This is a genomic window from Massilia sp., from assembly GCF_031995545.1.
GTDB lineage: Bacteria > Pseudomonadota > Gammaproteobacteria > Burkholderiales > Burkholderiaceae_D > Telluria.
Genome location: NZ_DAMAGA010000024.1, coordinates 67,374 through 79,119 on the forward strand (window position 1 = coordinate 67,374; position 11,746 = coordinate 79,119).

The following is an 11,746-nucleotide window of genomic DNA, read 5'->3' on the forward strand; positions in this document are numbered from 1 at the left end:
GAATGTCAAGGTTTTAGCTGGCAACTTCCCTGTATAATAGTTGCCGTGTGGAATGAAAAAAAATCATCCCTTATTAATTCCTAGTTAATAAAAATGCCCATCAATCCACCTGTGCGTGCGCGTGAATTCCAGGTCCTGGACCCCTGCCTGCTGGGGCGTCCGGTGCACCTGTTGCCGGCTTTCGCCAACCGGCTGGCCGAAACGCTGGGCGCCGCCGTGGCGTCGCCCGCCGGCCGCCGTTACTGGGGCGCCTGGCGCCTGGTCGGCCTGTCCTTCGAGCGTGCTCCCGACGAACGCGGCCTGCGCTGGCTGGGCGTGAACGGTCCGTATGGCATGGCCGCGGTCGCCTTCGAGCGCGCTTTGCTGCTGGGCTTGCTGGAAGGACGCTATGCCCGCAATACGCCGGCCGCGGTCGGCCGCGATCCCGGCGCCGAGCGCGTCACCGCCACCGAAGAACGCCTGGCCGCCACCCTGGCCCAGCAACTGGCTGGCCTGCTCGACGTGCGCGTGGCCGAAGGGCTGGCCGCGGCCGGCGCCGAAGCCACGCCGCTGTCCGGCGTCAATGCCGGGCGCGCTAGCGTGGTCCCGGCCAGCGCGCCGGGCAAGGCCGAGTGGGTGCTGCGTGTGGTGCTGCGTGCGCCCTATGGAGCGCCTGGTGCGCCGGCTGCTGTTCCGACCGCTGTTACCGCTGATGGCGACACCCCGGCCGAAAATGCTGCGTTGCCAGTGGCGGCCCCGGCCTCTCAGGACGGCCAGATCTGGATTGCCCTCGACCACGCCCTGATGGCCCACGTGCTGCAGGGCCTGATGGCCGACAAGCCCGGCGGGCGCGGACCGCGCATGCCGGGCGAGCCGCTGGCATCGACCCTGAACGTCAGGCTCGATGGCCGCCTGGTGAGCAAGGAAGTCACGCTGGCGGCGCTGTTCGCGCTGAAGGTCGGCGATGTGATCCCGGTCTCGGTCGGCCGCGCCGACGTGCTGCTCGACGATGCCCGCCTGTTCACGGCCGCCGTGGCCGAACACAAGGGCAAGCTGTGTTTAACCTCATTTGAAGATGCCGAATAATGGACATGAACCTGAACGAGCAACTCACCGGCGGCGACGTGATCATCGACGACCTGGATGGCCTCGGCCTTGACGCTGCGCCGGCCGCCCGCAACCCGGGCCGCTCGCTGCCGCAGATGATGCGCCGCATCCCCGTCACCCTGACCCTCGAAGTCGGCTCGACCCGCGTCTCGCTGCAGGAGCTGATGGCGATCCAGCCATCGTCGGTGCTGCCGCTCGATTCGCTGGCTGGCGAGCCGCTGGTGATCAAGGTCAACGGCACCCCGATCGGCCGCGCCGAAGTGGTGGTGGCCGGCGAACAGTATGGCCTGAAGGTGATCGACCTCGACGGCCTGAACCTGGACATGCTGGCACCATGACATCGACGCACCGCGGCGCCCGGGGCGCATCGCTCCGGCGCCGCGCCGCGCCATGGATCGGCGGCGCGCTGCTGGCCGTTGCCGCTTTGCCGGTCGCGGCCCAGCAGCAGGACGTGCTGTCGAATGTCCTGTCGGGCACCGCCTCGGCCACGAACAGCGGGATGAGCGTCAAGTCGCAGATCCTGGTGCTCATGACCCTGCTCGGGCTGCTGCCCGTGATGGTCATGATGATGACCAGCTTCACCCGCTTCGTGATCGTGCTGTCGCTGCTGCGCCAGGCCCTCGGCCTGCAGCAGGGTTTGCCGAGCCGCGTCATCACCGGCATCGCCCTGATCCTGACCATGCTGGTGATGCGCCCGATCGGCGAGGAAGTCTGGACCAAGGCCTTCCTGCCGTACGACCGCGACCAGATCGGCCTCGAGCAGGCGCTGCGCATCGCCGAAGTGCCGGTCTCGCGCTTCATGCTGGCCCAGACCAGCAAGGCGTCGCTGGCACAGGTGGCGCGCCTGGCCGGCGAAGCCGAACAGGCCCGGCCCGAGCTGCACAGCTTCCCGGTCAAGCTGGCCGCCTTCGTGCTGTCCGAACTGAAGACCGCGTTCCAGATCGGCGCCATGTTGTTCATCCCGTTCCTGATCATCGACCTGGTGGTGTCGTCGGTGCTGATGGCGATGGGGATGATGATGCTGTCTCCCTTGGTGATCTCGCTGCCGTTCAAGCTGCTGCTGTTCGTGCTGGTCGACGGCTGGACCCTGACCGTGAACACGCTGGTGACCAGCATCCACGGCTATTAGAACCGGAACCGGATAATCATGAGTCCCGATATCGCCGTCGACCTGGTGGTCGAAGCCCTGCAGATCGTGATGCTGCTGGTGATGGTGCTGGTCATCCCCGGCCTGCTGACCGGCCTGGTGGTGGCGCTGTTCCAGGCCGCCACCCAGATCAACGAACAGACCCTCAGCTTCCTGCCGCGCCTCCTGATCACGCTGCTGGCGGTGATCCTGGCCGGCCACTGGATGACCACCACGCTGATGGATTACTGCGTCTCGGTATTCCAGCGCGCCGCGACGCTGGTGGCCTGAATCCATGGAGCTGGCCGGCTTCCTGCTGCCCCTGATCGGCGCGCTGTGGTGGCCGTTCTGCCGCATCATGGCCATGATGTCGACCGCCCCGGTGCTGGGCGACGGCACGGTGCCGATTCCGGTGCGCGCGCTGCTGGCCGTGGTGCTGTCGTTCCTGATGCTGCCCCTGACCCGCGCTAGCGCCATGCCCGACCCGTTTTCGCTCACCGGCGTGCTGGTGATGTTCGAGCAGGCCGTGATCGGCGCCGTGCTGGGACTGGCGCTGCAGTTCGCGATGGCCGCGGTCAGCATGCTCGGTTTTCTGGCTTCGAGCCAGATCGGCTTCTCGCTGGCGCAGATGAACGACCCGGTCAACGGCCAGACCTCGGACGTGATCTCGGGCCTGATGTCGCTGGTGGCGATGCTGGTGTTCTTCGCCATCGACGGCCACCTGGTCCTGACCGCGGTGCTGGGCCAGAGCTTTCGCGCCTGGCCAGTGGGCGCCGGCTGGCAGCCGATGCTGCTCGAAGCGGTCGCCTTGAACCTGGGCTGGGTGTTTTCGGCGGCGATGCTGCTGGCGCTGCCGATCGTGTTCTCGACCATGGTGGTGCAGATCGGCTTCGGCTTCCTCAACCGCGTGGCGCCGAGCCTGAACCTGTTCTCGCTCGGCTTTTCGCTGGTGACGATCTTCGGCCTCCTGATGCTGATCCAGCTGGTGCGCTTCATGCCCGAGCATTACATCGCGATGACCAACCAGATCCTCGAAATGCTGCAGCAGCAGATGGTCAATAGCCAAGGAGCGCGCTGATGGCCGACAACGGCACCGGTGGCGACAAGACCGAAAAGCCCTCAGCGCAGAAACTGAAAAAGGCGCGCCAGGAAGGGCAGGTGGTGCGTTCGCGCGACCTGGCCACGGCGGTTGGCATCCTGATCAGCCTGAAGCTGTTCGCGCTGATGCTGCCGTCCTACCTGGAGCAGCTGCGCACCCTGTTCCGCATGGTGTTCGCGCCGCTGGGTGAAGCCGGCTCGATGGAGAACGCGCTGTCGGTCGTGTTCGGCGCCGCCCTGATGCTCTTGATAAAAATGGTACTGCCGCTGCTGGCGGTGCCGGGCGCGGTGATCGTCGCCTCGCTGGTGCCGGGCGGCTGGATCGCCACTACCAAGAACATGCAGCCGAAGTTCAGCCGCTTGAGTCCCATGACCAACCTGGGCAACCTGTTCGGGCAGAAGCACTGGATCGGTTTCGCCACCTCGGCCGGCAAGGCGATCATGCTCGGCGTCGTGCTGTGGTTCGTGTGCAGCGGCGGCACCAAGGCCTACCTGGAGCTGCAGCGCATGGCGCTGGGTGACGCGCTGGCCCACGGCGCCGGCCTGATGTTCGACGGCCTGATGGCGATGGTGGCGGTGTTCGTGGTGTTCGCGCTGATCGACGTGCCGGTGCAGCATTTCCTGTTCATGCGCAACCAGCGCATGAGCAAGCAGGAGATCAAGGAAGAACACAAGAGCAACGAGGGCAAGCCGGAAGTCAAGCAGCGCATCCGCCAGCTGCAGCAGCAACTGGCGCAGCGCAGCGTGCGCAACTCGGTGCCGACCGCCGACGTGGTGATCGTCAACCCCGAGCACTACGCGGTGGCCTTGAAGTATGACGTCGACCGTGCCGAAGCCCCGTTCGTGGTGGCCAAGGGCGTGGACGAGATGGCGCTGTACATCAAGAGCGTGGCGCGCGAACACCGGATCGAGACGCTCGAACTGCCGCCGCTGGCGCGCGCGATCTACAACACCAGCCAGGTGCAGCAGCAGATTCCGGCCGCGCTGTACCAGGCGGTGTCGCAGGTACTGAACTACGTTTTACAACTGAATGCGTTCCGCGCAGGCAGGCGCCAGGCGCCGCCGCGGTTCCCCAACGAGGTGGTCGTTCCATCTCACCTGAGTGAGGCCCAAGCATGAATTTCACCAACAACTTCAACGCTTTTGTGAGCCAACTGCGGCGCCAGAAGTTCGCGGCGCCGGCGTTCCTGATCGCGCTGCTGGCGATGATCATCCTGCCGCTGCCGCCGATCCTGCTCGACGTGCTGTTCACGTTCAATATCGTGCTGGCGCTGATCGTGATCCTGGTGGCGGTGACGGCCAAGCGTCCGCTCGACTTCTCGGTGTTCCCGACCGTGATCCTGGGCACCACGCTGATGCGCCTGGCGCTCAACGTCGCCTCCACGCGCGTGGTGCTGCTGCACGGTCATGAAGGTACGCATGCGGCCGGCCAGGTGATCGAATCGTTCGGCAACGTGGTCATCGGCGGCAACTTCGTGGTCGGCCTGGTGGTGTTCGTGATCCTCATGATCATCAACTTCATCGTCGTCACCAAGGGCGCCGAGCGCATTTCGGAAGTGTCGGCGCGCTTCACGCTGGACGCGCTGCCGGGCAAGCAGATGGCGATCGACGCCGACCTGAATGCGGGCCTGATCAACCAGGAGCAGGCCACCAAACGGCGCAAGGACGTCGCCTCCGAGGCCGACTTCTACGGCGCCATGGACGGCGCCTCGAAATTCGTGCGCGGCGACGCCGTGGCCTCGATCCTGATCCTGATCATCAACCTGATCGGCGGCGTTGCGATCGGCGCCCTGATGCACGGCCTGCCGATGGGCGAAGCGTTCCGCGTCTACGCCTTGCTGACCATCGGTGACGGCCTGGTGGCCCAGATCCCGGCGCTGCTGCTGTCGGCCGCCGCGGCGATCCTGGTGACCCGCATCGGCGAGTCGGGTGACCTCGACAAGCAGGTCGGCGACCAGCTGCTGGCCCAGCCGCCGGTGCTGTACTCGGCAGCCGGCGTGATGTTCATCATGGCCATCGTGCCGGGCATGCCGTGGTGGTTCTTTACGGTCGCGGCCGGGGTGCTCGTGTTCGTCGGCTGGAAGCTGTCGCAGCGGGTCAAGGCGCCCGACGATGCGGGCGTGGCGAAAATCGAAGCCGCGCTGCGCGAAGAGCGGGTGGCCGAACTCGATTGGCAGGCGCTGCCCGTGGTGCAGCCGGTGACGGTGGCGGTGGGCTACAAGCTGGTCGGTATGCTGGACAAGGCTCAGGGCGAGCCGCTGGCGAAACGCATCAAGGGTGTGCGCCAGAGCCTGTCCGAGCAGATGGGCATGCTGCTGCCCCCAATCACGGTGCGCGACGACCTGGCGCTGCGTCCGACCCAGTACGCGATCAGCCTGTCGGGCGTGGTGGTGGCCGAGGCCGAGATCGTGCCCGACCACCTGCTGGCGATCCCGTCGCCCAACGTGTACGGCGAACTCGATGGCATTCCCGGCATCGAGCCGGCCTACGGCATGGCCATCACCTGGATCACGCCCGACCAGAAGGCGCATGCACTGGGCCTCGGTTACCAGGTGATCGAGGCGCCGTCGGCGATCGCGACCCACACCTCGAAAGTGGTGCGCGACTACCTGCACGAGTTGTTCCGCCACGAAGACGTGCCGGCGATCCTTGAGCGCCTGACGGCCTTATCGCCCAAGCTGGCGGCGGCGCTGGACAAGGCGCTGACCCACACCCAGCTGCTGCGCGTGTTCCGCGTGCTGCTGGCCGAAAACGTGTCGCTCAAGGACATCGTGGTGATCGCTACCACGCTGCTGGACAGCTCGGAAACCACCAAGGACCCGATCCTGCTGGCGGCCGAGGTGCGCTGCGCGCTGCGGCGCCAGATCGTGTCGAACCTGTACGGCAAGAAGAAGGACATGCCGGCCTTTAACCTGTCGGCCGAACTGGAAAACATGCTGCTCGGTTCACTGAACCAGGCACGGCAGAACGGCGGCGGCAAGGTGGCGCTGGACAATTACCCGATCGACCCGCAACTGCTGTCGCAGCTGCAGATCAACATGCCGGTGGCGCGCGAGCAGATGAAAGGGCAGCACACGCCGCCGCTCTTGCTGGTGCTGCCGCAGGTGCGGCCGCTGCTGGCGCGTTACGCGCGCCTGTTCGCACCCGGCCTGCACGTGCTGTCGTATAACGAGATTCCCGAGAACCGCGACGTGTCGATCGTCGGGACGGTCGGCTGACCGCCTGCCGGACAGTGGACGGCGCGCTCTGCGCGCCAGCGCCTGTTGCAAGCGCCGTGTTACAGCGGGCACGCAGGCCGTTCAGTTACTGCGCGGCAGCACCAGCGCAAGTTCGGCCAGCGCGCGAAACACCGGCTCAGTGAGCGCATCGGCCGCTTCTGCCAGCGACGCGCTGGCATGTACCCGGCCGGCCGGCAGGGTAGTTCGAAGGTCCCAGCGCACCACGCGCATGCCGGCCTTGGCGACCGCGGTTTCCAGCACCGGCTTCAGGTTTTCCAGGCGTTCCAGGTAAAGCCGATTCGGCGCGCACAGTTCGATCCCAATGCCGCCAGGTAAGGCCTTCACTTGCACCACGATGTGCACGCCATCCTCGAGTTCGAGCACCAGGCGCAGTGCCGCACGCCGGCGCCGGCCCTGGCCCGGCGTGCGCTCGTCGGGCACCACCTGCAGCGTGTGCGCGTGGCGGTCGCCCGTGTGTACCGTGAAGCGCCAGGCGTCTGGCGGTATGCTGTGCTGCTCTGGCGAACGCACGACGCGGCCTTCCTGGGCTGCTGCCATTTGCGCTGGCGATAAATGTCCGGCGCCGGCCTGGATCTCGCGCGCCGTTACCAGCGCGCCGTAGGTGCGCACCGTGGAGCGCCAGTTGCCGGCCAGCGCTTCGCCCGTGACTGCAGGATAGGCCAGCTGGCGCGCCAGTATCACCTGGTCGGGGCGCATCGCGGCCGTTTCCTGTAGCGCAGCGGCGCTTGCAGCAGGCTGCGCTGTGGCGGCCGAGGCCTGGGCGGGGAGTGCTTGCGAGAACGGCAGCGGCGTTGGATTGTCTCCCGCCGCCAGCAGCGCCGCCGGCGCAACTGCCGCGACGGCGCCGAACGGACCACCAGCCGTGGCCGGCGTAGGAGGATGCAGCAGGACGGCGGGAATCGAAATGGCCATGATCGTGCTCGCTGTAAGAAACGAAAAATGGCCAACCCGACTGCGGTTGGCCATGTGCGGGGCCAGGCTGGATCAGCCCGGTAAGTCCGATATTACTGCAGCAGCGACATGACCATCGACGACATGCTGTTGGTCTGCTTCAGCATCGCGGTGCCGGCTTGCATCAGCATCTGGTTGGAGGTCATGTTCGCCGATTCGGTGGCGAAGTCGACGTCCATGATGCGGCCGGTTGCGTTCTTGGTATTGGTGCTGATATTGGCAAGGTTGTTATAGACGTGGTCGAGGCGATTGGCCGCGGCGCCCAGGCTTGAACGGATGGTCGCGACGCTGTCGATCGCACCGCTGATGGTGGTGATGATGGTGTTCGCAGTTGCTTTCAGTTCGGTGCCGACGGTCCCGTCCTTGTAACCTAATGCTACATCCTCCAGAGCCTTGTCGAGGGTGCCGCCGGTCTTCATCGACGCTTCCAGGTCGAGCGACATGGTTTCGCCCGCGCTAGCGCCGATCTGGAAGGTCATGCCGCCGGTCTTGCCGATGGTGCCGCCAATCAGCAGTTCTTTGCCGCCAAACGTGGTTTTGGTCATGATGTTCTTGATCTCGGCGCCAAGCTGCGAGTATTCGGATTGCATGGCGTCTTTGTCCGCATCGGTGGACGAAGCATCGAAAGCCTGGGTGGCGAGGTCCTTCATGCGCACCAGCATGTTGCTGACTTCGTCGAGCGCACCTTCAGCCGTTTGCAGCATCGACGTCGAATTCTGGGTGTTGCGCATCGCGACAGACATACCGCTGGTCTGGGCCTTGAGGCGGGTTGCGATCTGCAGGCCGGCAGCATCATCCATTGCCGAGTTGATACGGTAGCCCGTCGACAGGCGGGTCATCGAGGTCGAGAGGGACGCCTGGGTACGGCTAATCGAATTTTGTGCGGAAAGGGTCGCAGCGTTGGTATGAAGGCTCAGCATGTCAGCTCCAATATAAGGTCGGTTAACGAGCAGTTCAGCTGCTCTCACAAGTACAAGGCGACTTTGACGACTATTTCATTAAGTGCTTCTTGGAAATATTTATTGTTTGTTGTCGAGAAACGAAAACGCCAGCCGTCAACCGGCTGGCGTACATGCCCATCTGCTGACTTGGTAAGGTCTGTGATTACTGCAGCAGCGACATGACCATCGACGACATGCTATTGGTCTGCTTCAGCATCGCGGTGCCGGCTTGCATCAGCATCTGGTTGGAGGTCATGTTCGCCGATTCGGTGGCGAAGTCGACGTCCATGATGCGGCCGGTTGCGTTCTTGGTATTGGTGCTGATATTGGCGAGGTTGTTATAGACGTGGTCGAGGCGATTGGCTGCGGCGCCCAGGCTCGAACGAACAGTTGCAACGCTGTCGATCGCGGTGCTGAGCGTGGTGATAATAGCGTTGGTTGCGCCGGCTGCGGTCAGTTCGTCGCCTGCAGTAGCCTTGTAGGCCTTCGAAGCATTTCCCAGCGCGGTATTCAGCGAACCCGTTGCACCCATCGAACCGGACAGGTCGAGGGTCATGGTTTCGGCCGCGCTGGCACCAATCTGGAACTTCATGCCAGTAGCAGTACCAAGGGTGCCGCCGATCAGCAACTCCTTGCCGCCGAAGGTGGTTTTGGTCATGATATTGTTGAGCTCGGTGCCAAGCTGGTTGTATTCAGCCTGCATCGCGGTTTTGTCGTCCGCAGTCGACGAGGCGTCGAAAGCCTGGGTAGCCAGGTCCTTCATACGTACCAGCATGTTGGTAACTTCGTCGAGGGCGCCTTCAGCAGTCTGCAGCATCGAGGTCGAATTCTGGGTATTGCGCATCGCGACAGACATGCCGCTAGTTTGGGCTTTCAGGCGGGTTGCGATCTGCAGGCCGGCAGCATCGTCCATTGCCGAATTGATGCGGTAACCTGTCGACAGGCGGGTCATCGAGGTCGAAAGGGACGCTTGAGTGCGGCTAATCGAATTTTGTGCGGAAAGGGTTGCAGCGTTGGTGTGAAGGCTCAGCATGGTGAATTCCTAAATTGGGTAAGTGTCTCGGCAGATTGCGCTCGTCACGCGCTCAATGGAACAGGGCGACCGTTTTGGAGATCAAATTAAGTTCCACACAGAAATATTTTTTCGTGGAACCGGATACATCTACACGACACAAGGCATGACTTGCAACGTAGCTGTTTTGTAAGCAATTAAACAACTCTAGCTACTTTGATCGCGAGATAGATACAGCTCAACCATTTACAGCTTGAGTAGGATGTTTCCGTAGGGTAGCATTTCAGGCTCGCTCCTCACATGCTCTCCCTTCATGAAAATTCTGCATCAGACGCGTACCCTTCCTGCTTTGCTTCCGCGCTATGTCGAGCGTTTCCGCTGCATCGGTGCGGAGTGCGAGGATACTTGTTGCAGAGGATGGGCTGTCACGATCGACAAGAAAACGTTCAAAGCCTACCGGGAAGTAAAGCATCCTGAGCTGCGTTCCAATGTCGTGAAGTCTTTATCGCATCAGCACAGCCAGGCAACGCCTGACAACTATGCACGTATCAAGCTGGACTCCGAATCCGGAGCCTGTCCTTTTACTCAGCAAGGACTGTGCTCTGTTCAGAAAAACCTGAATGAGAGCTATTTGTCGCACACCTGTTTCTCCTTCCCTCGCCATTCGCGCAATTTTGGCGGCCAGTATGAGCAGGCATTGTCGCTTTCGTGCCCAGAAGCCGCGCGCCAGGCCTTGCTATCTCGCGACGCGTTTGACTTCACCGAAGAGTTGATTACTGTCCGAATGGAAAAGGTTGGAAAGGTCGGATCAGTTCATGGCGTGTCGCTCGAATTGATGAACGAGATAAGGATTCTTTGCCTGAAATTGGTCAAAACCGAAGATCTCGTACTATGGGAAAGACTGGCCGTCCTTGGTCTCTTTTGCGAATGTCTGACGGAGTTGCTAACGAAGGGCAAGCAAGCTGAGATTCCTTCGCTGCTTGCTAATACGGTTACTCTGATCGAGCAGGGGGACATCAAAACCACTTTGTCGAGCATGCAACCCGACTACCGCTCGCAAGCTGTGGTGTTTGCCTCGCTCTGGAGCGGCGCAGGTTTCGCTGCCAACTCTGCAATACAGAAATCGCCGGTGCAAGAAGCGATCGTCAAGGCGATCTCGCGCGGACTCGGCGCTGATCCTGAAACTGGTCATGCAAGCCATGATCAGATCGTCGAAGCATATATGACGGGTCTCAAACGGTTGCCAGAAGCGCTCAAAGTAGCGCCATTTTTGCTCGAGCATTTTGTGTTGAACGAAATGTTTCGCGATCTTTTCCCATTCAAGGGGAACAGCCCCTACGAAGCATTCTTGCAGCTGATATCCCAATTTGGTCTGTTGCGATTGATGCTGGCAGCACAGTGCAATAGCGGAGATACTTTGCCAGACGAAACAGTCCTGGTACATACGGCGCATGTTTTCTATCGGCGCTTCCAGCACGATCTCCGATTCGCCCAAGTGAACCAAGCGCTCAAGAATAGCGGCCTAGGCAAGCTTGAAAAGGTGTATGGCTTTTTGCGTACCTGACAGTCCATCGTCAGCGCTCGATCGCTGTGCTGGCTCTCCTTGATTCAAACTTGCTGACGGCCGTTCTGAACGTGTCAATGAAATTTGAAATACCTGGTCGAATCGGAGTCTAATTCTCGTGTCCAGATTAATTTTTTCTGCTTGGCTGGCGACCTGCAAGACGCTCCGCTAGGTGACATCGAGTTCGTCCTGCCCATACGGACGGGCGTCAAGGCGAGTACCGTGCGCCAGCATCTGTGGGCACGCCGTGTCGAACTAAAAGCAGGCAAGGACCTAGTTGTCTCTGGCACCTGCATCGTGGCGCCAGAAAAGGTAACGGCGAGGCTGGTGCGAAGCGTATAAGGGACGAATTGCGATGTTCAAACTTCGGCCCACGCAGTGAAAACACTAACGCGAAATAGGGCTGCTGTCGAGTTGTGTATAACGAGGTGCGTTCAGGGCCATTGATAGATCAGTCCCGCTCCTGACGACTGGCCCCTTTTTGCTCTATCATGTCCGGCTTCGCCCCACGGCGCGTTTTCCCCAAGCAATCAATGACTTCTGTTCCCATGAAGCCCGCCACCGGACGCCGCGTGTCGGTCGCCCCCATGATGGACTGGACAAACAAGACAGTATTCATGCGGGCTTCGGGGCGCCTCTCCGTAATTTCTCCGTAGTTGATCAGGAGCTCATCCGGTAATCCCCCCACAAAAAGAGCGCGATCAGAAGTAGAATTTTCTACTTAAGACA

The 11,746-nt window shown here is 62.1% G+C and carries 12 protein-coding genes; 8 read left to right on the plus strand and 4 right to left on the minus strand.

Annotated elements, in window-relative coordinates; genetic code table 11:
* The first annotated feature begins 93 nt into the window (after positions 1-93).
* The 7 genes from RTQ83_RS16375 to RTQ83_RS16405 are packed head-to-tail and all read left to right on the plus strand — an operon-like array spanning position 94 to position 6,528.
* The gene (locus tag RTQ83_RS16375) at positions 94-1,065 is read left to right on the plus strand and encodes a FliM/FliN family flagellar motor switch protein (protein WP_312516741.1); all 972 of its coding nucleotides are present in this window, start codon (positions 94-96) and stop codon (positions 1,063-1,065) included.
* A complete protein-coding gene (locus tag RTQ83_RS16380) occupies positions 1,065-1,424 on the plus strand; it encodes a FliM/FliN family flagellar motor switch protein (RefSeq protein WP_312516743.1) in 360 nt (119 codons plus the stop codon). The genes RTQ83_RS16375 and RTQ83_RS16380 overlap by 1 nt, the downstream gene beginning before the upstream one ends.
* Positions 1,421-2,215 (plus strand): flagellar type III secretion system pore protein FliP, encoded by a 795-nt coding sequence (gene fliP, locus RTQ83_RS16385; RefSeq protein ID WP_312516745.1) that lies wholly within the window; start codon positions 1,421-1,423, stop codon positions 2,213-2,215. Before RTQ83_RS16380 ends, fliP begins: the two co-directional genes overlap by 4 nt.
* Positions 2,216-2,233: 18 nt before the next feature.
* Complete coding sequence (gene fliQ, locus RTQ83_RS16390) at positions 2,234-2,503, plus strand: flagellar biosynthesis protein FliQ (RefSeq protein ID WP_409456119.1); 270 nt, start codon at positions 2,234-2,236, stop codon at positions 2,501-2,503.
* Between the two features lie 4 nt (positions 2,504-2,507).
* Positions 2,508-3,290, plus strand: a complete 783-nt coding sequence (gene fliR, locus RTQ83_RS16395; RefSeq protein WP_312516747.1) for a flagellar biosynthetic protein FliR — start codon at positions 2,508-2,510, stop codon at positions 3,288-3,290.
* Positions 3,290-4,429 (plus strand): flagellar type III secretion system protein FlhB, encoded by a 1,140-nt coding sequence (locus RTQ83_RS16400; RefSeq protein ID WP_312516749.1) that lies wholly within the window; start codon positions 3,290-3,292, stop codon positions 4,427-4,429. Before fliR ends, RTQ83_RS16400 begins: the two co-directional genes overlap by 1 nt.
* Entirely contained in the window at positions 4,426-6,528 is a 2,103-nt protein-coding gene (locus tag RTQ83_RS16405; protein ID WP_312516751.1) for a flagellar biosynthesis protein FlhA, read from the plus strand. Before RTQ83_RS16400 ends, RTQ83_RS16405 begins: the two co-directional genes overlap by 4 nt.
* An 81-nt stretch (positions 6,529-6,609) precedes the next feature.
* Here RTQ83_RS16405 and RTQ83_RS16410 read toward each other — a convergent pair whose 3' ends face one another.
* The 3 genes from RTQ83_RS16410 to RTQ83_RS16420 all read right to left on the minus strand — a co-directional run bounded on the left by RTQ83_RS16410 (position 6,610) and on the right by RTQ83_RS16420 (position 9,474).
* Positions 6,610-7,461 (minus strand): hypothetical protein, encoded by an 852-nt coding sequence (locus tag RTQ83_RS16410; protein ID WP_312516753.1) that lies wholly within the window; start codon positions 7,459-7,461, stop codon positions 6,610-6,612.
* A gap of 92 nt (positions 7,462-7,553) precedes the next feature.
* Positions 7,554-8,420, minus strand: a complete 867-nt coding sequence (locus tag RTQ83_RS16415) for a flagellin (protein ID WP_312516767.1) — start codon at positions 8,418-8,420, stop codon at positions 7,554-7,556.
* A 184-nt stretch (positions 8,421-8,604) separates the two neighbouring features.
* Positions 8,605-9,474 carry a flagellin gene (locus RTQ83_RS16420; RefSeq protein WP_312516755.1) on the minus strand — a complete coding sequence of 290 codons (870 nt, stop codon included), beginning with the start codon at positions 9,472-9,474 and terminating at the stop codon, positions 8,605-8,607.
* Positions 9,475-9,766: 292 nt separating this feature from the next.
* On the opposite strand from RTQ83_RS16420, the gene fliB reads away from it, so the two are divergent.
* Complete coding sequence (gene fliB / locus RTQ83_RS16425) at positions 9,767-11,017, plus strand: flagellin lysine-N-methylase (RefSeq protein ID WP_312516757.1); 1,251 nt, start codon at positions 9,767-9,769, stop codon at positions 11,015-11,017.
* 451 nt (positions 11,018-11,468) lie between these two features.
* Here the strand turns inward: fliB and RTQ83_RS16430 are convergent, their stop codons facing one another.
* Positions 11,469-11,636: a hypothetical protein gene (locus tag RTQ83_RS16430; RefSeq protein ID WP_312516759.1), complete on the minus strand. Its 168-nt coding sequence runs from the start codon at positions 11,634-11,636 to the stop codon at positions 11,469-11,471.
* Positions 11,637-11,746 lie beyond the last annotated feature (110 nt).

Excerpts from the sequence above, each read along its gene's own strand:
- RTQ83_RS16375 (WP_312516741.1), top strand. The coding sequence starts at position 94 with ATGCCCATCAATCCACCTGTGCGTGCGCGTGAATTCCAGGTCCTGGAC.
- RTQ83_RS16380 (WP_312516743.1), top strand. The coding sequence starts at position 1,065 with ATGGACATGAACCTGAACGAGCAACTCACCGGCGGCGACGTGATCATC.
- fliP (WP_312516745.1), top strand. The coding sequence starts at position 1,421 with ATGACATCGACGCACCGCGGCGCCCGGGGCGCATCGCTCCGGCGCCGC.
- fliQ (WP_409456119.1), top strand. The coding sequence starts at position 2,234 with ATGAGTCCCGATATCGCCGTCGACCTGGTGGTCGAAGCCCTGCAGATC.
- fliR (WP_312516747.1), top strand. The coding sequence starts at position 2,508 with ATGGAGCTGGCCGGCTTCCTGCTGCCCCTGATCGGCGCGCTGTGGTGG.
- RTQ83_RS16400 (WP_312516749.1), top strand. The coding sequence starts at position 3,290 with ATGGCCGACAACGGCACCGGTGGCGACAAGACCGAAAAGCCCTCAGCG.
- RTQ83_RS16405 (WP_312516751.1), top strand. The coding sequence starts at position 4,426 with ATGAATTTCACCAACAACTTCAACGCTTTTGTGAGCCAACTGCGGCGC.
- RTQ83_RS16410 (WP_312516753.1), bottom strand. The coding sequence starts at position 7,461 with ATGGCCATTTCGATTCCCGCCGTCCTGCTGCATCCTCCTACGCCGGCC.
- RTQ83_RS16415 (WP_312516767.1), bottom strand. The coding sequence starts at position 8,420 with ATGCTGAGCCTTCATACCAACGCTGCGACCCTTTCCGCACAAAATTCG.
- RTQ83_RS16420 (WP_312516755.1), bottom strand. The coding sequence starts at position 9,474 with ATGCTGAGCCTTCACACCAACGCTGCAACCCTTTCCGCACAAAATTCG.
- fliB (WP_312516757.1), top strand. The coding sequence starts at position 9,767 with ATGAAAATTCTGCATCAGACGCGTACCCTTCCTGCTTTGCTTCCGCGC.
- RTQ83_RS16430 (WP_312516759.1), bottom strand. The coding sequence starts at position 11,636 with ATGAATACTGTCTTGTTTGTCCAGTCCATCATGGGGGCGACCGACACG.